Source organism: Acinetobacter sp. ANC 4973 (genome assembly GCF_002135275.1).
Classification (GTDB): Bacteria; Pseudomonadota; Gammaproteobacteria; order Pseudomonadales; family Moraxellaceae; genus Acinetobacter; species Acinetobacter kyonggiensis.
The window spans coordinates 191,449-214,798 of the sequence record NZ_NEGM01000005.1 but is presented as its reverse complement, the minus strand read 5'-3'; the positions used below and the strand labels follow the sequence as shown (position 1 = coordinate 214,798).

Sequence of the window (23,350 nt, the reverse complement as noted above, 5' to 3'; positions counted from 1 at the left end):
CGTTCTTTTTGCCCTGATAAAAAATTAGTAGAATTATCATTTATTAATTAATTCAAAAAAATTTAAGTTTACTAAAAGTTTTTATCAACTGGTAATAACTAAGTACGGCTGTATTTAGGTTATTTCGCAGTTTGTCATTAAAAATAAGCAAATAACACAAATTATGGAGGTATTGATCTAAGCCAGATTAGGGTTAATTAAGTTAAATCAAAGTGGCATCTAGTTAACTTGATGCCAGTAGAGCTTAAAATTTACTAAAGGTAGGTAAATGGTTGGTAATTTATACTTCATATCTTTGTATAAAATACTAAAAATAAGTAATACTTTTTCATTTAATTTGTGTATTATGTGATATAAATCACATAATTAGAGTTTGGTTTATTCAGAAATGATATTGCAGCAATATAAAATTGTTTTCGGGGGAACAATGGGAGCAGGAAAATCTGCTGCCATAAAAGCATTATCTGATACTGGTGTCATCAGCACTGAAGCAGTTAATACAGATACTCAAGCACATCAAAAAGCGTTAACAACTGTCGGCATTGATTATGGCGAAATCAGTTTAGATGACGGTACTAAGATAGGTTTATACGGCACACCGGGACAAGACCGCTTTGATTTTATGTGGTCAATTGTATGTAAAGGTGCGATAGGTATCGTCGTTTTAATTGATCACAGTAGTTCCCAAAGATTAAAAGACCTAGAGTTCTATTTAAAAGCATTTGAAGATTTAGGTACGAATATTGTGGTTGGGGTAACACATTTAGATTTAGAACATGATCAGAAGTTAAAAATATATCGGGATTGGATGCAAATTCATCAAAAAAAATTCCCCTTATTTGCAGTGGATGCACGCAAAAAAGATGATGTTTTGTTAATGATAGAAACGCTCATTGCAAAATTAGAAATGCAACCTGCAATAACGATATAAAGGTAGAAAATGATTAATTCACGTGAAATAGAACAAGAATTCAAAGCATTTTCTAGCCAAGAATTGCACGATTTTTTAAATGAAGTGAGTGGTGTAAATTTTGTTATGTTGTGCTCATCTGATGGTTTTGAGCTCTCCCTTGCTTCAAAAAAAAATATAGAGAACACAGGGAAAATTGCTGCCGTAAGTAGCTCAATCTTAGCCATGGTCTCTGCTTTCATATCTGAAATTCAATTAGTCGGATGTCAAACAATTACTTTAGATGCGGAAAATGGCAAAGTATTTTTAACTGCTGTAGATCACCCACACCATCCTATGGTGATTGTTGCTGTGACCAATAAAGACATTTTGATGGGACAAATGCTGTATTACTTCAAAAAGTTGAGTGAGAGTTTAGCAACGTCTCAAATCAAACAAGTTTCTTAAATATTTAATAGCTTCGATTGAGAATTTAATTCTTTTAGATATAGCTAATATCAGGATTTTAATGTGGGTTTAAAATGGCGCAAGCTTTAAAAATAGCGATATTTGGTTTAAATACGACAGACCTAAACCAATTAAAGACTCAGATTTCGTTATGTCTGCCTGCAAATACACATCTTAAGTGGGTCAATATTGCTGAAGATAAAATTGATGTGTTATTGGTCAGTGATGTTTTTTTTAATTCGATTGGTATTCAAAAGGTATTAAAAGAAAAAGTGAAACGCTATTTGAGATTAACAAAGTCAAATAGTGATTTGGGGAGAATTATTGATGATCAATTATTCTATCCTTTTTCAGACTTAAAATACTTGCATGAGTGGCTTTCACAAGAAATTCTACTTGATATTGAACCCATCGAATCTAAGTTAAATGATAAGCAACTTTATCTTGATACCAGAAATAAGCTTCCTGTCGCTTTGAAACCTGATGCGACTATAGAAGACGTATTTGCAGAGATCTTTACGCCACGCAATGGGTATATTCAGTTGTTTGATGCCAGTGGATTTATTGCACTTATTGATACACGGACAGAGCGTGTATGGGTTGAAGCAAATATGACTGGGCTACAGTTTAACGAATCTTTGAATCAAACCTATGCAACGAGTCAAATCGTGCAAGAACAAACTGAAGGCAAGTTAATTTATGATTTGCGAGTTTGGTTGTGGCTGATTTTAAGTCAGTCTTCGATGATACAGCTTCCGAAAATAGAACTAAATCAGAATTTTAAATTAGAGATTTGGCCACAGTTTGAAAGAGATATGCGCCGACGAGATTACTTGAAAATGGCAGCCTGTTTTTCAGAAGGTGCCAATATTGAGGCGGTTAAACAACATCTTAATTCAACGGATGAAAAAATATTGAATTTTGTTGGCTGTGCAAGCTTACTTCAATTGGGGCGGATTGTTGAATCTGATGAAGTTAAATTCTCTACAGAAATAAACCTGATTGAAACAGGTCAAACAAATAAACTTCGCAGCTTTTTTGGGAAGCTTCGAAAGAAACTTGGCTTATAAATAAATTTTTCAGGGGAAACCCTATTGTTGAGGTGTAAAAAATGGCACGTATTGGTTTAGATACATTAACAAATTTAGATGGTTTTGTTGCAGCTGCATTGGTTGATAGCGAAAGTGGACTCGCTTTGGCAACACAGGGGAGTGGTGTAGATTTAGAGCTTGCAGCAGCAGGGAATACGGAAGTGATTCGTTCAAAACGTAAGGTTGCTAAAACATTACAACTAAATGATGATATTGAAGATATTTTAATTACTTTAGGTAAACAATATCATTTAATCCGTCCTTTAGATTCGAATGATGCATTATTTCTTTATTTAGTCTTAGATCGTTCAAAATCGAACTTAGCAATGGCTCGTTATGAGCTAAAAGCGTTCGAAAAAGAATTAGATTTTTCTTAATAAATTATAAATCGTTAAGACAATTATTTGATCAGTTCAGTAATTGTCTTTTATCGTTGATGGAACTAGGTGGTTCCATGTCAAATAGAATATGAAAAATTCGATGGCGCACTGCAATAACTAACTTTGAAGATATAGTAGTGTTCAGTAGCGGTTGGTTCACGATAATCAGTTTTTTTATTTGTTCTAAACAATAGGTTAATTGAATCTAATATTTTGATTTGATTAGTATTATTTTGGATAATGTTATATTTTGCCACTGCAAAATATGACATTAGTGTAGAGAATATGCGGCAGAAACTAGCTGTAGTTTCCGACCTTTAAAGGTCCTTAGTTTCGCCCACATCATCTTTCCTTGAGTGGGCTTTTTTTTTGCATGGAGAAACAATATGCTCCAACTCCTGTTCTGTTTATTTGGTTTACATGGTGCAACTGAAGTTGAATACCCGATTATCGATAAAGAAACCAATGTTTGTCGAGATTGTTTGACGGAAGTTTCTAAATAGTTGAAGTATTACGACATCTACAACCCCGCTCAATGAACTGCACCTCGAAAGTTAGACACTTTTAGTCTGAGTTAAAGGGTGCTTTTTAATGGCTAAATATTTTCAAAAATTAAAAAATTATTTGTAATAGTGAATATATTCACTGGAACAGCTTAAAATTACAACAAATTGAAAAACTTAAAATAAAAATAAAACTTCAATCAGCTTTCTAATGGCACTCCAACATCTTAAAGAAATCCCTGAATGGTGGGAACTCTGCGTTCGGTATCGCTATGACATTTATGCATTTGCGGTCGAAGCGCTTGGCATTACACCCACATGGCAACAAGAACTTTTATTCGAGTCGATTGCATTTGACGGCAGCCGTACATCTGTTGCTTCTGGACATGGTTGTTTTGGCAAAGGCACAAAGATCCGCTTAGCGAATGGCAAGTGGAAGCGTGTAGAAAAAATAACAATTAATGACGCCGTATTAGGCAGTGATGGCATTAAACCGCGGGAAGTGATCAGCACAGTTACTGGCTGGCAGGATTTATACCATTTCGAATATGAAAATGGCAAAAGCCATGTCTATAACAAGTCTCACATTCTCTGTTTAATTGCTCTTGAAACAAGAAATGGCTGGAAAGCTGGTGATTACATGGAGGTATTGGTCTCCAAGTGGCTAGAATGGCCAGAGGAAACCAAGCGTCAATTTGCTGCCTATGAGCTGAAGCATAAGAAATACAGCCCTATACGCATTAAACGCGCCATATCACTGGGTGAAGGTGAGTATTTCGGCTTTGTACTGGATGGTGATTCAACTTTCCTTACCGCTGACAGCATGGTGCACCACAATACGGGTAAAACCGCTTCTGCAGGCATTGTTGCGCTCTGGCATCTATTGTTCTTTGATGAATCCATCACGATGTTTACTGCTCCGCAAATTGGGCAGCTGAAGAAACAAGTCTGGAAAGAAATCAGCATCAACCTTGGACGGCTTAAGAGTGGTCCACTTGGATGGCTGGCGGATTATGTCGGCTATCAATCTGAACTGGTCTATATCAAAGGATCGAAAGAAAAGTGGTATGTCTTTGCTAAGACAGCACCAAAGCACCAGCCGACCAACCTTGCAGGGAACCATGCTGATAACTATCTCTTATGGGGAGATGAAGCCAGCGGTATTCCTGATGAGGTTATGGACGTTGTTTTGGGTGCCTTAACGCATGAAGATAACCGAGCTGTTTTAACGTCACAGCCAACACGCAATGCCGGCCTCTTTTATGAAACCCATCATACACTGAGCCATCGATCTGGTGGTGTGTGGACTGCGCTTACATTCAATGGTGAAGAATCACCGCTAGTCAGCAAGCAATCCCTGAAAGAACAGCGTCAAAAATACGGCAGCCGTGATGATCCTCAATATCAAATCCGTGTTTTAGGTCAATTCCCAGATCGAGCAGATGAGTTCCTGATTACCAAGCGCCAAGCAGAGAATATGTACTGCGGTGCTTCAATTTTTAAAGATCATCTGTTTGGTTATGTGATTACCGTCGATGTTGGCGGCGGTGTTGGTCGTGATGATTCTGTTATCGCCGTATCTAAAGTATGGGGTGAAGCGCAGTGGGGGGATCGAGCGCGGCGGGTTGAAGTAGTTGATATCCCGCTTTGTAAGAACAAGGATGATATTACAGAGCTGTTCGCTAAGATCCACGAATGCATTCTGAAGTATCCGAATGCAACGCTAGTTGTTGATGACAACGGTGCAGGTAAAGGCCTAGGTCAGTTGTTAACGAAAAATGGTATTTGGTATATGCCAGTACATTGGGGCGGGGCATGCTTCAGTAATAGCAATCGCAAAGAATATGTGAATAAACGTGCTTTGGCCTATGTCGGACTCTATCGGGCGGTAGATCAGGGCCGGTTTAAACTTAAAACGATTAAATTTAAGGTCAAGATTCAGGCTCAGATTATTAAAATCCCATACACCTTTGATGAGCACAGCCGCTATAAAATTTTTAGCAAAGATGAAATGAAACGCATGGGGATTAAGTCTCCCGATCTAGGTGATGTTTTCGCCTTCTTATTTCTGGAAAATGTGTTCTATACCGAAGCATATGAAAATGTTGCAGTGGTAGATGAAAGTCCTGAAGCGCAAGAGCAGGCTGCAAAAAAATCACGTTTCAGTCAGTTAAAAGAGGCTGCCGAAAAAGAATTTGGAACATGACTCTTTTTCAGCACCATCGAGTTATTAGCATTTAGCTTTAAGTTAAGTGAAGAATAGTACATGACAATGAAGCGGATTAATCAGGCTGTAAATGCCATAGCGGCAGGTGTTCGACTATTTAGTGATTTAAAAGAGCTGGTCAGTAATTTTAAGGCCAATGTGCGTCGTAACAATAAGGCTAATTTGCAACGTAACAAAATGGCCAATGTGCGCCGTAAAAATAATGAAAATCAGCCAAAATATAAGCCTTTATTCACCGATGAAATAATAAAAAAGGTGTATTTGGATCCTAAAATGAAACTGTCGGATTATGGCCACTTTATTATTGCAAATAGTAAATATATTGCGGTTGTAGCAGTACAAGGAAATACACCTGATTCAAGAAAAGTAGCCGTTGAGGGAAATATACCTGCTTCAAGAAAAGCAGTTGTTTTAGAGTTTAAAGAAAATAGTGCTATGAGTATTGACGATATTCTACAGCTTTTATCTACGTACCCTGAAGCAACACTCATTGTTAATGATAATGGCGAGGGTAAATTTCTAGGCCAGTTATTAAATAAAAATGGTATTTGGTATATGCCAGTGCATTGGGGTGGAAGCTGCTTTAGTAATGACAATCGTAAAGAGTATGTCAATAAGCGTGCACAGGCTTATGCCTGCTTATCTTACGCAGTCAATACGCATAACTTTAAAATTTGTCATCCGCACAATAAAGAAAAAGTACTGAAAGAATTTTCTAGTATTCAATACAGCTATTTCAGCACTCAATACAGTTTTGGTGAGCTTTCACGCTTTAAAATCATGCCAGCATCTGAGATGCGAGAGATCGGGCTTGATGCTCCAGATATTGTAGATTTATTTGCGTATGTATTTCTTGAGAATACGACATATTGATTGGAACTAATCAGTCTTTAAATGGATTGCACCACCAACAATACCTAAAGTGATTAATTGGGTGAATTATGGCTATTAAATTTTATCTGACCGATATTGGCCGAAATGCAGTATTAGAAGCAGCTAATATTCCAAGTTTAAAAATTGAGTTATCTCATATTGCTGTAGGCACCGCAAAATATAATGGAGCATCTGCTCAATCAAATACAACTTTGATCAACGAAATAGCGCGTTATCCACTTAATGGCGGAAGTGTAGATGAGTATTCTCACACATTGCGTTTTATTGCCAATATTGAGTCGACTGTTACGGCGGATATTTTTGAAATAGGGCTGTATACAGATAGAGGAGTTTTGTTTGCAATTGCGGCAACTGCAACAAATAATGAATTGATTCATTTGTCACTGGATATTGTTTCAATTTTAACTTTTGGTTTAGTACTGACTGATGTTGAGTTAAGTAAAATCGTAGTAAATATTGATTCGAATTCTCCAATTGCTGTGGCGCTAATGAATCAGCATTTGGCGCATTCAAATCCACATCCGCAGTATGCATTTTTGGAAGACTTTGAAAACCTGCGGGATGATCTTCTTGTCTGGGCAGAACTTGTGGATGGCAAAACTAATGATCTGCAAACCCAACTCTCTGATACAGTTGAAGCACTACAGCAGCAGCTTTCAAACCTTGCATCAGGATTAGCCTCTTTATATCCAAAGGTGATTTTATCTGGTGTGATTAAGCAAGGTCAGGCTCGGGAAATTAATAGACCTGCAGGCAGTAATATCAGTTTTCTAGATACCCGCTATGCCATTCAACTTACTCCTGAAGGGGTACATGAAGGTTGGGGTATTTCGCGCCAAGATGCAAGAATTGGAATTGATGTTTTTAATCGTTCAGGTAATTCCCGTGTCGGGTATTCAGGCAATATTTGTTGGTCAGTTATTCAGGTTGAAGGTCTAACCTCATCAACAGGTAATGGCTCATATGTTTATACAGGTACACCTGTAGTTTTTCCGATTCTTGCTGGTGAATCTAAAGCCTTCACTATTATTGGTGCTGGTGGAGGTGGTGGCTCTTCTCGTTACGATGATTTAAATGTGAATCCCAATCCTGCAACTTTAAAAGGACAAAATGGTCAAGATAGTTATATCTCGATAGATAACACGACGATTAAATTTACTGCTGGCGGTGGATTTTCCGGAACAGGTGGTATTTCTGGTGATAACGGACAGAAAATCAATGGCATTGCTGGTGCTGGTGGTAATTGGTTATTAGAAGGTGAATATGCTTCTGCAAGTCGATTTACTGGACAGTCTGGTAATGCAACAGCAGCAGATCATACTGGAGCTTCATCGGATACAGAAAGTCGTGGTGCTGGTGGCGATGGAGCAGATAGCTCTGTTGATGCAGGTATTGCCTTTGGTGGTGGTGCTGGTGAGGGTGCACGCCTATCCATGATTTATACAAACAACTCACCCCAAACACAGTATGTACGCTTATACGTTGGTAAAGGTGGTACGGGTGAACGTTCCTTAATTACTACAAATGAAGAAGGCAATGAAGTTACGCCTGATCACTATGTTGTTGGTGAAGATGGCTCACATGGCTTTATTCGTGTTGCGAGTGCTATTTAATGATTAAGCATCTAAAAGATTACGTGTTAGATCATGAGATATCATCAACTTTTGTTTTAAATTCTATTGATCGTATTAGAGAAGTACTTTCGCGTTCAATTGATGGGTTGAATATTGTAGGGACATCACATCCTTACTTTGGTGTTCAGGTGTATGGCTGGCAATCACCGTTACCAGATCATATTGATAAAACAGGTTATGTATTCATTATGCCTATTCACATTTCAACTGGTACTGATCGAATCATTTGTGCTGATACTAAATGTGATTTAAAAGTTGGGCATTTATATTTGTTAGATGATAAGAGACCACATCGCACAGAGGGTAATGGCAGTGTTATTGCACTATTTATGGGTTCATATAAAGCTAAAGCATTAAATGATGATTTATATCGACGCATTTTTAATGAGTTTACAGAGTACATAAAGTAGATATTTTAAGCCTCACATAACTGTGAGGCTTTTTAGTTTGGAATCATCAGAAATACGAATTTCAGCAGCCATTACCATATTTAAAACAGCTTGAAGCAGCAGCAATGATTAGCGAATACCGCAATGCCATCCGTGATCATATCAATCGCTTTATTGAGCAAGGCAAGCTCAATAAGTTGATTGTTTGGGACGTTCAACAGGATGAAGCGCAAGATCCAACACTATTGAGTTTAAGAGTGTATGGCTCAAGGGCATATACAGATGTCATTCAAGTGGCTTGTGGCACCAGTGGCATCTGGGAAAAATTGCCTGAAAAACGAATAGCAGTGCCACTGATTGCAGACGTTCTCAAGCTACGCCGTGAATATCTGTAAGGAAAATAATTGATGGCTAATCCAACTCCAGACCAATTACAGCAAGCCCATAAGCAGATGCAAGAAGCACTGCGCAACGGCAGCCTACGCCGTGATCTTCAAGGCCGTAGAAGCGCCGACAGCAAGCAGCGTGGGGAAGCTGATAAAGAATTTAACTTTGATGAGTTCGGCAGAAAAATTCCTAAGCCGACATTTTTGCGCCCTGAGAATATCGCAAAAGGTGAGAACTATGATGTCGAGCGGGTGCTCTATACCACGCTTGGCCAGCAGAAAGGTGAGCCACCTCGTAAGATCACCCGTGAAGATATTATGGCCTTTAAGGACAATATTGACCTATTGCGGGAACAATATTCTACGGGCATCACCATTCAAAACATTATCAATCTCAGTCATGCCGATGATATAGACCGCGCCAATGAGCAAATACATCTTGTCGTGCCGCTGAGTAGAAAAGATAGTCTTGTGCATTTAATGACGAATGCAGGTCCTAAAAGCAAAGTAACCAACCATCATGTTGAAATTGGGTTCAGCAGCTTCAGCTCCCTAGTTTCAAGTACCAGTCAAAATGCCGTTAATCAAGTTAAGCGCTGGTTATCAGGCGGCAAGATAAAGTTTGAGTGTGATTGTGAACGTCATACATATTGGTATCGCTATATGGCCACAATCGGCGGCTATGGTTTAGGCCGTAAGGAAAATGGCTATCCCAAACTCAGAAACCCTTTGCTGTCAGGTGTTGCGTGCAAGCATGTGCTTAGAGCGGTTCACTGGGTTCAATCACCTTCAGGTGTCGAGTATCTTAAAAAAGAAGTTAAAAAAGACCGAAGCAAACAACTCAGCGTGCGGAAGAAACAAACTGATAAGCAAATCTTGGCAGAACTGAATCAGCAAATAAGCGGTTTAAATAAAGAAACCAAAGGTAGGATTCAGCCAAATATTCAGAAAGCCGAAAAGGAAATGATCCGCCGTGCTGCAAAAGTAGCAAAGGAGTATTTTGCTGCACAAGGAAAACAGACAAAACAGGTTCAGGATGCACAAGATAGATCGAAATATACAGAATGGCGTAATAGTGGAATTGTGACAGATGAGGTTTATCAGGAACTCATGCGGAGATTTAAATAGTGCTAAATAGAGTAGTCAACCGTGTGGCCAATGGTCGTCATATGGCCGCGCGCCGTATTGTAATGAATACAGTGTCCAGCATTCCAGCGCAGGTGTGGCGCAAGCGTATTGTGTACAGCAATCCAGTGGACGCTGGTAAGCCAGCAGATCCGTTGTCATTTGAAGCTAATGCGTTGTCTATGCAGGATGAGCCGAACTATGAATATGATCCTATCGGGCATGCTTTTGTGCTGGCGGACAAGTTTAACGGCGGATATATCCATAAGAACAACTCAATGAATAACCCGTCCGATTTGGCGATATTGGCGCAGATCGAAGTTTATGACGCGGATCTACCAACCTTAGCAGAACAGCTTTTGCAGATTCCTGATATCCAATTAAATGAGGGGGATTTGCTGGGCTTGATGATCTATGAAGGTTTTATTTTATGGTTTGAAATTGTTGGAATCAGTGGGCAAACATTGATGTCTGATTTCGGCAAAAAGTATGTGTTGAACCGCCGTGATGAGATTGGGCTTGATCCAGTGAAAAGTGAAGTTGAATCACGTACACAGTAATTTTTTAAGTGAGTAAAAGTCATGTCATTTTTAGTTTTCAATAAAAAAGATCAACAAGTCGGCGATATAGGAATGGTAGGGCAATGCACTTCAGCTATTTTTAATTATCAAGTGATTGGATCTGGCGCTGTCGTTGAATTTTCAGGAAGTAACAAACCTGATTGTGATGTATTAATAGAGCAACATTGGGAACCGATTGTCACAATTGAAGCGGGTACACCTGATTCAGAGCCATTTCGACAACATGCATGGGATAAGATCCGCTATAAGGTCATTGCGGGCGCGGATGTGGAAATTTATGTATCTAGCGGTGTTAGCGGATAGTGATGTCTTCAGCTTTAAAATGAACCTGCTTAATAGCAGGTTTTTTTATTTCAAAAATGCCTTTGGAACTCCCCACCTCTAGGTTTTTCCCTTCGTGCGAATCTATTTCTATCCAAGATTTTAGACCCACGACAGGTAAAAATATGTCTCTATCTGATGTACTAAAGCAACAATTCCAAGCGCAGCAGCTTGCCACACAGCAATGTCAGAACTATTTCTATAAAGACGGTGAAGAAACTGGCTTTGATAGCGCTATGGGTATGCCGGAAACTCGTCCACAGGCGCTGAATGATTTGCTTGATATCATAGGCTTTGACAGCGCGGTTGATATCGATGGTGCAATCAAGCTGGGTATCAGTCAATATCAATACTGCCATGGCGGTGATTTGCCTCATCCTTCTGTAATCGCATCTGCCTTAAACAATGGTGTGGCCATTGCAAAGAAAGTACATGGCTACAGTGCTTCAATTTCTCAAGGTTACTCTGATTTAGAAAAAGGCTTTGATGACATCAGCAATACGCATCAGGAATCGGTGAGTATTGTCCCAGCGCTGTCAGTGACCACGATTGCAACAACCATTGCCTATGCATCGCCGATTGTGGCTTATATCCCGAACAGCAACGGTTCAAATGAAGTGCCGATCGTTGCAGCGCGTTTTGTGACTGATCGTGCATTTGGTGCGATGAATAAAAATGATTATCTGGATGGTGTTCAGGCTGCGAAACCTTATGCCGAAGGTCGTTTCCGCTTTGCGCTCAACAATAATGGTGCAGGTGCAGTTTATGCGGTGGTAGCTCATACGCATTATGCTGACTATGCTGCCAAAATACCGGATACCAATGCACCTTTGCTGCCATTCATCAGCGGGAATATTTCTATCCGTATTGGTGGAAAAGAAGTGGCGCACACCCGCAACCGCAGTAAATCTAAGCTTTCAGGCACAATTTCTGCAATTGCTGAAAAATCAGCAAAAATTGCGGGTGAAGAATATACGGTGACAGGAAGCAGCATTAATCTGGATACCAGTAATATTTCAGTTACGTTGAATCAGGAATTACCAGCAGGTGTAAAACTTGAAGTCTGTTTAATTGCTGATTTTGATGCCCGAGACACATCGAATAAATTCAAGATGGAACCTGTCGGCGTCAGTATGGAACCTGAGTACGAAACACTGGTCAGTGCGCCGATTATGACGCAAATCCGTGCCTCTAAACTGTTAGTCAATCAGATTTCAAGTGAACTGAATGTGGGCTTTGTTGGGACTGCTTTAGGGTTGATGCAAGGTAAAATCTATCTTGAACAAACCATCCGCCTGTTGGGTGAAGGTAAAGACCGCGCCATCTATAATGTACGCGAGTTTACCTTTGATGCTTCTCGCGGTGTAACTGGAAATTTGGCCGCTGCTTACAACACTTCAGGCGATTTGTTTGGCGAATTCATGAAGTATCTTGAAGCAGCCAAGTTAGGCATTATTCAGGACTCTGGCGCTGCGACCGTTGGTTTTGATTTGTATGTCGGTGATACGGCTAAAATCTTCTTTGCTCAGCTTTCATCAGACAAAATGCCAGTTAAAACTGGTGCAACCGCAGGTCATGGGCAGATTGTGCGTATCGGCACACTAGCAGATGGCACTAATGTTTATCATGTCCCTAGCTCTGCGGGTGTATTGGCTGAAGCAGGTCAAGCCTTTGAAATGTTGGTGATTGGCCGTGGCAATGAGCCAGTGCGTAATCCATTTATTGGTTTCACTGAAATGCCATTGACTGTAAGTGAAGCGACTCCAGATCCGCGTGAACAGTTGATTGCATTAATTGGATCACAGGCAGCAGAGCTTAATCCGCTCGATCGTTATGCAGATCAGTTTGCATTGATCACCGCAGTCAACATGCCAAAACTTAAAAACTAAAATTCTGCAAATTAAGGCGCATGGAAAATGCGCCTTAATTCATTTCTAATTTAATAAAGGGTGACACACGATGACTCAAACAGATCAAAATACTCCTGCGACTGCTACAACCAGCAAACGCACAACAAAAGCAAAAACAACTACCGCTAAAGCTGCGGCAGATACTAAAGTACTTACCCCAGTTGAAACGGAACAAACTCCATCACTTGATGCAGCAGTCAATCAAGAAAAGACTTCATCACACGCTGAATTACAGGAAATGCAGAGCGATACCGCAGATCAGAGCCCAGTAGCAGATGTTGAACCAGAACAGGCCACTGATAAAGAAGCTGATGCTATTCAATCTGATTCTGAACCTGAAAATAGCAATCAGGAAAACCCAGTAAATGGGTCAGTTGAAACTGAGCAGGTGGCCTTTTTGGATCAATCAGTACCGTCTGCAGCTGTCGCCGTCCAACCTGATAAAAAAAATGATGGGGTATGGAACGGTGAAGCCAGTGGTGTAGAGCTGATTAATGCAGTACTTCCTGAGGTTCAAAGCCCGTCACCTGTAAAGCAGAGTACAGCAGTAAAAAGTAGCTTATTCGTGGTTGTTAAAAATACAGGTGTACAAACCGTATTTGAACCGCTGTCCAAGACTTCAATCAAGTCTGGTGAAACGGTAGAAATCCGCTGTAGTAATGGCCAGTTTAAGCACGATGTCCTGAATAACCTGAAGCAGTTTATTGGCTTGGGTAAAAATTTGGAGATCCAAAATGCATAATTTTGATGGTACAAATCCGCTACTTGAAGCACTGGGGGATGAACCAGAAATTAAAGAAATCACTTTAACGAACTCATCGGCATTCATCATTGTTGAACCCTTAACCCAAGTGCGTTTGCAGCCTTTTGAAAAGACAGTAATTCAGGTGACAGGAAATGCTGCATATGAGCATATTATGGCGAATATTAATCAGTTGAATGCATTGAAATCTGATGTGATTTCTATTGAAACTTCTGAACCTGAACCTGAACCTGAACCTGAACCTGAACCTGAACCTGAACCTGAACCTGAACCTGAACCTGAACCTGAACCTGAACCAGAGCCATCAATATTTAAAACCAACGGGGTGGCTAATGATTCAGTTTACATCACTCATGATAGTGGCCCTGCAGTAACAATCGATTGGGGTGATGGAAGTGAGCCTACAGTAATCGAGCGTGTAAACAACTATAGACCATCAGCACAGCACAGATATCAGGACACTAATAAATACACGATCACCGCTACATCGGTGGGTGGATCAGTGTTTGCTGTACAAGGTGCTGTTGAGGAATTGGTGAGTTGGGGGAGCAACAACCCGTATTTCAATCAAAATGGTAATAGTGTACAAACGGGTTCACTAATTAAAGTGCCTGAATTACTACCACCACATATAACTAAATTGAAATTCTCAGGTCAAAGCGCATTCAATCAAGATATAGCGAGTTGGGATGTTAGTCACGTGACTGACGTTGCAGGGTGTTTTGAAATGTGTTTAGAGTTCAATCAGTCTTTAAACTCTTGGTTTATGCCTCTGGTAACTGATTTAAGTAATCTGTTCGCCAATGCTCGAAAATTCAATCAATCTATTGCTGATTGGGATATTTCTAATATTACCAATACGTCGGGTATGTTTAAAAATGCTTGGGCATTTAACCAGTCAATTAATACCTGGAATATGTCGAATGTTGTAGATGCCTCTAATATGTTTGCTAATGCGAGTGCATTTAATCAACCTTTAAACAACTGGAATGTAGCGCGTATTGAGTATATGAGCATGATGTTCGCTAACGCATATATGTTTAATCAAGATCTGTCTGGATGGTGTGTGAGCTTACAAACACAGAAACCAGTCATGTTTGATAGTAACTCATTGTTGGTTTTAGAACATTTACCAGTGTGGGGAACTTGCCCAAGCCCGTCCTGATTAATCGTCGTTTGAACGATACAGCATCATGAAAAAGCCCTGCAATAGCAGGGTTTTTTTTATTGGAACTGATAAGAAGTCTATCTGGCCCGTCCTGCAAAAATAAACATAAGAATTTTGCCATAGGCAGCCACAATGATTTTAAGTTTAGATCAGCAAGGCATGTTAGCCGTTTCATCTTCATCAAATGAAGAAAATGCGGTTTTTGACCTTGAATTTGAAACACACAGCTATCTAGCGGATACACAGTTGGAAGCAGCATTTATCAGTAAAGTTGCCAATCCTCAACTGTCTGATATCGTCATGCGCCTGCGTATTGTGGATTCCATCAATGGTGATGAGGTTCTGAAGATTCAGGGAACGCTGGATGAAGATCCAGATAACTTAGCTTCAATTGTTGCAGTCGCGGATGCTACGAATGCATTTGAAGTATTTGAATTAACTTTGCATGAACTTGCTGGTGATGTTTTAGATGTTATTAAGCTTTCACAAGCCTTTAATGCTTCCAATAGCTTAGGGCGAAGCAAAACGGTTATTGAATTGCCAGACGAACAGACACCGCCATTTGACGGCGATGAGGTTTACAGCATTCTAACCAATCTTGTTGATGTACCCGCCTATATTGCGCTACCGCAGACCAATGATCTACCGCTGTATGTTGCAGCGCTGCGTGCAGCGGAAAAGTTGAATATCCCGCTGGATGCCGAGATTGATCCAACCATTACGGCAGAACAAGCTGCGGAATTTGCTTTATCCATGGATGCGCAATCATATCGTGTTCAGTTTATCTGGTCGCCGAATCTCTGCCGTTCCCGTGATGCAGTTTCTTTAAGCGGTCGTAAAATTTCAGCGCCGTACATCGGGCAATATATCGGTGACAAGCTGCTGCGTAATGCACGTACCGATGCTAAAGGCTATGCACCGCTTCATGTTGGTGTGGCATGGAAAGATTTTCCATTCCGCAAGAAAGTTTTAAAAATACGTCCAGATGTTGTCCTTGATGAACCGACTTTAGAAATGCTGGCCAAAGCTAAAGTAAATGTCGTGCGTCCAATTAAGTTTAAGCAGGGTATTCGCTATGTGCTCAGTGATTTGTTGACTCAGTATCAAAGCAAAAACAGCGCATTGCGTCTGGTGCCAGCTGCTGAAATTGCCATGCGTACATCCAATGAAGTGGTTTCAATACTGAAGGAACACATGCTGAAACCGACCGATAACTATTTAAAAGATGCCAGCGATGACATTGATAAGTACCTGTCAGGCGCTGTGACTGCAGGTTGGCTAAAGCCAGCGGAGGATTTAGGTGGAAAGCCTTATGCATTCCGTTTAACACCTGATAAGGATTTTCCGTTTGAGCGTGTTCGCCTCTACATGGCACGACGTCCTGAAGGTGCTACACGTGCTGCAATTTTTGATGAAGATGTTTTAGTTAAATAATTTTAAACAGGTGAACAATCATGTTTGGTTCAAAGAATCCATTAAATGCAAAATCTCAGACTCTGGTTCTACGCGATTTTGATTCAGCTGCTGCAGAAATTAAAACCTCTGTTTCAGCATTAACCAGTTCTGTTCGTGAAGAACTGTCTTTTATTGAGCATGTCCGTGAACAAGCCCTGAATATTGTTGCGGATCTTGCAGATGCCGTAACAGATGGAACATTGGATGAAGGTGAATTGCCATCAGACCGTCTGGACTTTCTGATTTTAGAAGCCACTGATGGCGCAGATGATGATGAAAACACTTTAGAAAATGCTGTTTTAGAATCGATTGCTGATGCGTTGGCCACATTTGGCGTGGATGACTCAGTGATTGAGGAAATGATGGGTGACAATATTGAAGCGGCCGATGCAGCAATTGAAGCAGCTGCCAGTACAGTGATTGCCAATATGCCAGATGAAGGCGATCCGCTCGATGACTTGGTACGTGAATTCATCTATGGTGAACCTGATGAACTGGAAAGCGGTTTTGATGCAGCGACAGGAAAAAAACTATCACGCGGTAAAATGAGTACAAAATCCTTTAACGGCAAGAAGATCCGCTATAAAGCTGTTGCTGCGATTCGCAAAGGGGTGAAGACGATTGTGAATAAGCGTTTAGCTGGGCAAAAGGTGCGTTTATCAAGTGGTCAAAAGGCTGGATTGAAAAAAGCGCGTCTGAAAGCTGTATCTGCAAATTCACTGCGCAAGCGCATGAAGTCTTTGCAAAAAGGTAAGAAGATTGGGCTTTATAAGTAATCAGTCTGTAAGGTTAAAAAAAGCATCCTAGGGTGCTTTTTTATTGTTTGTAGTACTAGGGGAGTAGATTATGCATTCGCGGTCTTTTTTTGGAACTCAACATATTTGCATATTGCTACCCGCTTCAAAATGACGGCATCACAGCATATTTGAGAATAATGATGCGTCAAGTTAATCCTGTTTTACTCAATCAATTAAGAGCTGATTACCTCGCAATTCAGCAGCTTGGATCACCTCTATTATCTTGCAAAGGTATGCTAGTACCTCGCGGCATGGAAGATTTCCGTTTCCTGATTAAGAGCTGCCCGCGCCCAATTGTTAGTAATGAAGATCCAGCTGAGGTTCAATATGCCGGTGGATTTACAGGTATTGCCGCTGGTGTACCGAAAACACACTACACAGGCAATCTACAAATGCTAGTAACTGAAGCAGGGCATGATCAGATATTTGCAGACTATATCGTTGCCAATGCTGGAATGATTGACTGCGATTATTACGATGGCCGTGTAGACAGCTACACTCGTGCATTTTCATTGGAAAACTGTGCTATCCGCTTTGAAATGGCGGAATTTGATTCAGACAGTCGTTCTCAAGTCATGACGGTCTCTTGCCCGATTGATTTTAACTATTTTGGCAATTTTGCAGACATTGGAACGAACGGCACTGTTATGCCCGGGCATCTTCAGATTGCTGGAGTTGAGGGCCTTGTCAATCGTGTGCAGAAAGTCATCAATACCGCTCAAGCCGCGACAAATATTGGCCGTAATATTGGCAGCGTAGCGCGTCAGATTGGCTCACTTTTCGGGTAAACACCATGCAGTTATTGCCAAATGACGGAACCGGTAATTTTAGGGCAGTGGCAGGCGCAATTTCTGAGCTTGCTGCACTCTATCATCAGAAGCTGACACTGAAAGGCTATTCACTGCTGCAAGAAGAAATTCAAGCCGCTTTTATTGAAGAAGTGAAGCGCTATGCAGGTTGGCAAAGTCTGACCTGCCAAAAGTCTTCAGCTGTACCGATCGCTGTGGATGAACATTTAATCCTTGAAGCTTTTGAATGGGTCATCATTGAACCGTGCGTAAAGGCCAATTGTGACCTGATTCAAGCCTCACTGGTGGAAGCATCGCGCAGCATGGGCGGGGATGGCTTCGGCATGTCAGTCAGTGAAGCTGAGCAGGCCTATGAAGCTGAGAAAGAGAAAATGCCGAAGAATGCTTTTGTCCAGCCGCCGTTCAGCTTCAAAACAGCTGGGGGCAATTAATGCAAATCGTCATTGCTGCATCCAATAAGTTAATTTCAGCTTCAGAATTAATGTTGGCCACACTGCGCAATGATCTTGTGCCAGTGCCGCTGAGTTTTGAATTTTCGGTGAAAGCGAATCGAGAGCTGGAGGAACAGCTAAAAGAAGGTGCTGAGATTCTTGTGGGGAATATCAGCCAGCCATTTGTGATTGTTCTAGTACAGCCAGTCAAATCGCAAACAGTGAAAGATGACCGCAGGATTGGTGCCATATCATGTATTGCAGTTTTATCCGGCTGTCAGAAACTCATCATCAATACCGATAAAGCGGTGATACAGAGTGAGACTTCTTTTAATTCTGCAATTCGTGCCTGCGGTGCCAGAAATATCCGCTTAGGTGATGATCTGCCGTTGCCAGAATTTATCTGCCTAAAGGGGCGTTTGCCGACTGCGCGTCTAGCACTGTATTTACAGCAAGAAGCCGCTGTTATTTGTTTTAGGAACAGCAAAATCAGTGCAATAAAACTGGATGCACTGTTTAAACAGGATGCAGTTTTAAAGCTTGATCCCAGCGAAGTGCATTGGCTGAACAGTGAACAGAAAACCAAACATCAGAAATCATCTTATGTATCGGTTGAGCAGGATGGTTCAACGGTAATTGGTGATGACACCACAACAGCGGGGCAAGCTGTTGTTCAAAGGGCCGGTCTTGATGCCCGTCAGCTGAAAAATATGGAAAAAGTACTCATTCCACGCGGAACAATACAACGTCCGCTGAATATGGAACTCATGGCGGGTTCAGTTGTAGAAATTAGTCAAACTAAATATGTGATTTTGACTGCTGCCCATCATGTTGAAACAGGTGCGGTTGGAGGCAATGTCGGATCTACAACAAAACTATGGTTGGCAAATTTATGAATACGACAAAGATTTTAGGTGAAGCCGTTGGCATCCAACGACAAGACATTATTGACCGTACAGAAGAGCAAACTGCGGATGGTCTGACAGGTGCTGTAATCTTAGGTCGCTTCAAGCGCGGTCGGGTTGATGCGCCAATGTTTATTCATCAGGGTAATATTCGTGGTCAACTTGGATATGATCCCAAGAACCCAGACTACATTGCAATTCAAGATTGCTTAGATACAGGTGTACCCAGTGTGCAGGTATTACGGTTGAGTGGTGGAATTTCATGTACACCAAATAAACTGATTATTCCCGCAAGCACTTGGCAATGGGATCAAAACAATGGTTTGAGTATGTTATGTGAGTTATGGATTGACGATGTGTTAGATAGAACAGGTCGGATTAAACTATCATCTGGAGAATGTACTACTTATTTCACTTCAAAAGGTCAATTTACAGCAGATCAAATGTTACTTAATGCAATGTTTTTTTATTCAGGGCATGATCTATATAGACAAAGTATGTTCGGCGTTCAAAATTTCGCAATGGGTGCAAGTGGAACAAGCAATATTTTGGGTGATGGTCTTGAAATACAATCAGGGAATTATCTACCACTTTCTGATCGTAATTTTTATTTAGAAGGTTATCCGTCTAGCAATGCAGATAATGGTAATTTTGACTCAGATCGAACATGGGGAAAAACATCTATCGAATTACGCTTTAAAGTTGACAATGATCTACCAGACGGATACAGCGATTTAGTTCAGCAGCTATGGGGTAATGAGCCACAGACGTTGTTTAGTTGTGCTAGATATTACTGGACTGAAGGATAAGTTAATTCATAAAAAAGCCCGAATTTTTCGGGTTTTTTTATTGGAACAGGCATTTTATATTTATTCCTGCTAAAGCCAGAATAATAGTAAAACTAAGGCTAGCAAATTTATGAATACGACAAAAATTTTAGGTGAAGCGGTTGGCATCCAGCGTCAGGATATTATTGACCGCACCGAAGAGCAAACCTCAGAGGGCTTGACGGGCGCAGTGATCATAGGCCGTTTCAAGCGTGGTCGCGTGGATGCGCCGATGGAAATTCATCAGGGTAATATCCGTGGTCAACTTGGGTATGATCCAAAGAACCCTGACTACATCGCGGTGCAGGACTGTCTGGATACAAATGTTCCTAGTGTGCAGGTGTTGCGCATTTCTCTGCGAGAGGAAGAAGAGTGATGCTATTCGGATTCAAGCGGGCCAAAATTCTAAGCTACAGCGCAAAGAACCGGACGGCAAAAGTACATATCCACGGAATGACGGATGGGGCAAGTGAAGGTTTGACAGCGACTTTTGCATATCCTGTTGGTGACAGTGACAAGGATACTGAGCGGGAAATTTTAGCCGGGGAAGATGTGTATGTTTTCTTTGAAAATGGCGAAGAGTCCCGTCCAGTAATTGCTTTCTTCAGCAGCCACGGCGAAGACGCTGTCGTAGATACGCGCCGTATACGTCAAGAAAATATTGAGTTGCTGGCGCGGAGTAACTTTAAAGCACAGGCCAAAGTTATTGAAGTTGAAGGGAGTGAAACGGTCAATATCCATGGCGCGGTGCAGATCAATCTGACCTCAGAGGCGAAAGTTAGCATTTCGGCGCCTCAGATCAGCATGAACGGAGTATAAAATTGTGGCGCAGTTCTGCATTTCATTTCCGCCGCCAAGCTATAAAGAACTGTTTGAGCAGCTGAAGGGAATTAAGCCTGACTTTTCAAAATGGCAGGGCCTGATTTCTTCAATCGGCATACCGATCCCTATTTATCTGGATATCAGCCAATACTCGAATGAAATCTCGCAAATGATCCAGTATTGGCAGAGCAGGATTTCAATCAAAACGCTGATGGCGATGATTCGGCCAATGGCCAGCCTGTTAGGGCAAAGCTTGGCGGATTTGCTGCCTAAAATTCCATTCTTGAATATTAGTATTATTGATTTGATGGCCATGGATGCAAATGTTCTCAGGCAGCGGGTTAAAGATACATTGAAGCAGCATGGCCAAGCATTTTTAGATGCATTGTCCTCCTTTTTGCCACTGCCGATTTATTTTGGCTTGAGCATCCCGTCATTTGAAATCAATGCAATTATAAAAGCGATTTATAATTTCAGCTGTACTGGCTTAATTGAGTTGGTGAAAGGTCTGATTGATCAGGTGCTGAGTAAGCTTAAGATTAATGCCGTCTTAACCTTACCTAAGTTGCCGACTTTAAAAGAACTACAAAACATGATTGTTGAGATGGTCAAGGCAAAGGCTGAAGCAATTGCAGGGCAGGTCATCGATGCTTTTACAAATGAGTTTGAAGCTATTAAGCATGCAATGCAGATTTTGAAAATGGATATAAACGCCATATTTGCAATGATTCAATTCCCATCATTGCCTGTCATCAAATTTCCATCACCCTTTTTCCCTGATTTCAGCTGCTTAGCATTCGAGCTGCGTGAAGCAATGCAAATGTATATGCAGGCAATGATGATGGCTGTTATGGAGAAAATTGTCAGCTTTGTAAAAGTTGTTTTAAGTATTTTAAATATTCAGTTCCCCAGCGTCTGCATTGATATACCAGACACCCCAGCCATTCCAAACAACCCGAATGGAACTTAATACATTTTGGCAAACTTCGTTCAGCCAGAATTGATATTAATTTTAGAATCATGGCTTCGGTGGTATGGCTGCATCAGATATCCTTTCGTTATTGCTTGGACCGAGTGCCAACAGCATTCCTCAACAGCTGGCAAATGACAACCAAGAAACCATGGTGCAGATGTACGATTCATTTGCGCCATTTTCACTTGGCACCAATTCTACTCCACAGAACCGTAAACGAACCCGCAAAGAAATTTATACGAAATGGGAGCAAATGCTTCGTTTTTCGCCAGTAGCGGAAGGCATCGGCATTCATGTCACATCGGCTTTAGGTGGTGATACCCATAATGGCCAGCAAATTTTTATTACACCTGCTGAACGCCTGCGTGGTGAAAAAGGTGCATCGGCCAAAGATCAGTTGGAGAAGCTACAAAAGCGTATCAAACCCATGGAAACATTGATCAATAGATACATCACTAAGATGTGTTCTGATGGCATTTCTTTTGGTGATGCTTATGCACGGATCTATGGTAAAAAAAGTAAAGGCGTTACAGATATGCTTTGTAATGAATTTACCCATCCGCCTCTACTGCAGGCATTTGAGCAGGGAAGTAAAACGGTCGCTTTCTTTGCCTTGAATCCTAAAAACTGGACCAAAACCATTACCAAACTGAGTTCAATGCAAATGGTTCGGCTAAAGATGCCCCGTATTGTCAATGTGCCTCAATTTGATTTAGTGGAAACGGGTCTGATTGTGCAAATGCTGGAGGGAGATGAACCCGATGAATTGCCGATTCTACCTGCCATGGTGGGTGGTTCATTCTTGTTTGCAATTGAGAAAGCCTATGATGATGTGATGCTGTCCTTAACCACTATGAATAGTCAGCAAGTCGCAGATGCTGTCAATCAGATGTTTTTATCCTTGAATATGGCAGGTATGCCTGAGGCGCAGCGCGAAGCATATAAGCGCGGTTTAGAGGGGATGCTGCAAGATCATGAGAAGTTTGTGAAAAATGCGTTGGAAGGTGGCGAAGGCATTTGGAATACCAAATATCATGTACTGCCGACTTGGGATGAAAAGCAGATTCTAAACCCCGTTGGTGACATTAAAGGCCAGCGAAATTCACCGATCAATATAGAAACCTTCATGATTAATGTGCGCCTGCTGATGGGGGGCTTTGGTCTTGATCCATCCTTAGTGGGTTGGGCAGATATGCTTTCAGGTGGTCTTGGCGATGGAGCTGCGACCTTGACCTATTCGAGCCAAGTCATGCGCCGTTCTATGTGGATCAGGCAGTCAGCAACAGAGTTCGTCAATCACATCATGCATCTGGATTGGGGCTATGCATATAACGAGCAGTTTGACCCGCTAGATTATCCTTGGCAGGTTGAGTTTTCAAGCAGTCAATCGGCGGCAGTTACTGAAGAAAATAGCAATAAGCAGACACAAATGAATACTTCATTGTTAAAGATTCAGGTGATTAATTCACTGAAAGAATCGGATCTGAGTGAAGAAACCATGCAATATATTCTAGAAAAAGATGCTGGGTTCAATTATGACGATGCTAAGCGCGTTGCAGCTGATATAGCAGCTTCTAGGCAAAGCAATGGAAGTGAGTAATT

The 23,350-nt window shown here is 41.2% G+C and carries 24 protein-coding genes and 1 pseudogene; all 25 read left to right on the top strand.

Annotation, left to right across the window (positions count from 1 at the left end; all coding sequences use genetic code 11):
- Positions 1-388 precede the first annotated feature (388 nt).
- The gene (locus tag B9T30_RS08355) at positions 389-931 is read left to right on the top strand and encodes a GTP-binding protein (RefSeq protein WP_086184567.1); all 543 of its coding nucleotides are present in this window, start codon (positions 389-391) and stop codon (positions 929-931) included.
- 9 nt (positions 932-940) lie between these two features.
- Positions 941-1,357 carry a roadblock/LC7 domain-containing protein gene (locus B9T30_RS08350; RefSeq protein ID WP_086184566.1) on the top strand — a complete coding sequence of 139 codons (417 nt, stop codon included), beginning with the start codon at positions 941-943 and terminating at the stop codon, positions 1,355-1,357.
- A 74-nt stretch (positions 1,358-1,431) separates the two neighbouring features.
- On the top strand, positions 1,432-2,427 hold the full coding sequence (locus B9T30_RS08345; protein WP_086184565.1) for a hypothetical protein: 996 nt from the start codon (positions 1,432-1,434) through the stop codon (positions 2,425-2,427).
- Between the two features lie 41 nt (positions 2,428-2,468).
- Positions 2,469-2,825 carry a hypothetical protein gene (locus tag B9T30_RS08340; protein WP_004649182.1) on the top strand — a complete coding sequence of 119 codons (357 nt, stop codon included), beginning with the start codon at positions 2,469-2,471 and terminating at the stop codon, positions 2,823-2,825.
- A gap of 717 nt (positions 2,826-3,542) precedes the next feature.
- Positions 3,543-5,537, top strand: coding sequence for a Hint domain-containing homing endonuclease (locus tag B9T30_RS08335; protein WP_086184564.1), 1,995 nt, complete (start codon positions 3,543-3,545; stop codon positions 5,535-5,537).
- 60 nt (positions 5,538-5,597) lie between these two features.
- The gene (locus B9T30_RS08330; RefSeq protein ID WP_086184563.1) at positions 5,598-6,431 is read left to right on the top strand and encodes a hypothetical protein; all 834 of its coding nucleotides are present in this window, start codon (positions 5,598-5,600) and stop codon (positions 6,429-6,431) included.
- Positions 6,432-6,499: 68 nt separating this feature from the next.
- Positions 6,500-8,065, top strand: coding sequence for a phage tail protein (locus B9T30_RS08325; RefSeq protein ID WP_086184562.1), 1,566 nt, complete (start codon positions 6,500-6,502; stop codon positions 8,063-8,065).
- On the top strand, positions 8,065-8,496 hold the full coding sequence (locus tag B9T30_RS08320; protein ID WP_086184561.1) for a hypothetical protein: 432 nt from the start codon (positions 8,065-8,067) through the stop codon (positions 8,494-8,496). Before B9T30_RS08325 ends, B9T30_RS08320 begins: the two co-directional genes overlap by 1 nt.
- A gap of 104 nt (positions 8,497-8,600) precedes the next feature.
- A complete protein-coding gene (locus B9T30_RS08315; RefSeq protein WP_086184560.1) occupies positions 8,601-8,870 on the top strand; it encodes a hypothetical protein in 270 nt (89 codons plus the stop codon).
- Positions 8,871-8,882: 12 nt separating this feature from the next.
- Positions 8,883-9,989: a hypothetical protein gene (locus tag B9T30_RS08310; RefSeq protein ID WP_086184559.1), complete on the top strand. Its 1,107-nt coding sequence runs from the start codon at positions 8,883-8,885 to the stop codon at positions 9,987-9,989.
- Positions 9,989-10,546, top strand: a complete 558-nt coding sequence (locus tag B9T30_RS08305; protein WP_086184558.1) for a hypothetical protein — start codon at positions 9,989-9,991, stop codon at positions 10,544-10,546. Before B9T30_RS08310 ends, B9T30_RS08305 begins: the two co-directional genes overlap by 1 nt.
- 21 nt (positions 10,547-10,567) lie before the next feature.
- A complete protein-coding gene (locus B9T30_RS08300; RefSeq protein ID WP_086184557.1) occupies positions 10,568-10,870 on the top strand; it encodes a hypothetical protein in 303 nt (100 codons plus the stop codon).
- A 143-nt stretch (positions 10,871-11,013) separates the two neighbouring features.
- Positions 11,014-12,777: a hypothetical protein gene (locus B9T30_RS08295; RefSeq protein WP_086184556.1), complete on the top strand. Its 1,764-nt coding sequence runs from the start codon at positions 11,014-11,016 to the stop codon at positions 12,775-12,777.
- Between the two features lie 70 nt (positions 12,778-12,847).
- Positions 12,848-13,540 (top strand): hypothetical protein, encoded by a 693-nt coding sequence (locus B9T30_RS08290; RefSeq protein WP_086184555.1) that lies wholly within the window; start codon positions 12,848-12,850, stop codon positions 13,538-13,540.
- Positions 13,533-14,726 carry a BspA family leucine-rich repeat surface protein gene (locus B9T30_RS08285; RefSeq protein WP_086184554.1) on the top strand — a complete coding sequence of 398 codons (1,194 nt, stop codon included), beginning with the start codon at positions 13,533-13,535 and terminating at the stop codon, positions 14,724-14,726. Before B9T30_RS08290 ends, B9T30_RS08285 begins: the two co-directional genes overlap by 8 nt.
- A 135-nt stretch (positions 14,727-14,861) precedes the next feature.
- Positions 14,862-16,163: a hypothetical protein gene (locus tag B9T30_RS08280; protein WP_227518953.1), complete on the top strand. Its 1,302-nt coding sequence runs from the start codon at positions 14,862-14,864 to the stop codon at positions 16,161-16,163.
- Between the two features lie 20 nt (positions 16,164-16,183).
- Positions 16,184-16,960, top strand: coding sequence for a hypothetical protein (locus B9T30_RS08275; protein WP_086184553.1), 777 nt, complete (start codon positions 16,184-16,186; stop codon positions 16,958-16,960).
- 161 nt (positions 16,961-17,121) lie between these two features.
- Positions 17,122-17,769 (top strand): hypothetical protein, encoded by a 648-nt coding sequence (locus B9T30_RS08270; protein WP_086184552.1) that lies wholly within the window; start codon positions 17,122-17,124, stop codon positions 17,767-17,769.
- A 5-nt stretch (positions 17,770-17,774) separates the two neighbouring features.
- Positions 17,775-18,221, top strand: coding sequence for a hypothetical protein (locus B9T30_RS08265; RefSeq protein WP_086184551.1), 447 nt, complete (start codon positions 17,775-17,777; stop codon positions 18,219-18,221).
- Positions 18,221-19,117, top strand: a complete 897-nt coding sequence (locus B9T30_RS08260) for a hypothetical protein (RefSeq protein ID WP_086184550.1) — start codon at positions 18,221-18,223, stop codon at positions 19,115-19,117. The genes B9T30_RS08265 and B9T30_RS08260 overlap by 1 nt, the downstream gene beginning before the upstream one ends.
- A complete protein-coding gene (locus tag B9T30_RS16665) occupies positions 19,114-19,935 on the top strand; it encodes a hypothetical protein (RefSeq protein ID WP_227518952.1) in 822 nt (273 codons plus the stop codon). Before B9T30_RS08260 ends, B9T30_RS16665 begins: the two co-directional genes overlap by 4 nt.
- Positions 19,936-20,044: 109 nt before the next feature.
- The gene (locus B9T30_RS08250) at positions 20,045-20,329 is read left to right on the top strand and encodes a hypothetical protein (protein WP_086184549.1); all 285 of its coding nucleotides are present in this window, start codon (positions 20,045-20,047) and stop codon (positions 20,327-20,329) included.
- A pseudogene (locus B9T30_RS08245) lies at positions 20,329-20,652 on the top strand (hypothetical protein); the annotation flags it as partial. The gene B9T30_RS08250 and the pseudogene B9T30_RS08245, both read left to right, overlap by 1 nt.
- 124 nt (positions 20,653-20,776) lie before the next feature.
- Positions 20,777-21,745 (top strand): hypothetical protein, encoded by a 969-nt coding sequence (locus tag B9T30_RS08240; RefSeq protein ID WP_086184548.1) that lies wholly within the window; start codon positions 20,777-20,779, stop codon positions 21,743-21,745.
- Positions 21,746-21,809: 64 nt separating this feature from the next.
- Complete coding sequence (locus B9T30_RS08235) at positions 21,810-23,348, top strand: hypothetical protein (RefSeq protein WP_086184547.1); 1,539 nt, start codon at positions 21,810-21,812, stop codon at positions 23,346-23,348.
- Positions 23,349-23,350: the final 2 nt, after the last annotated feature.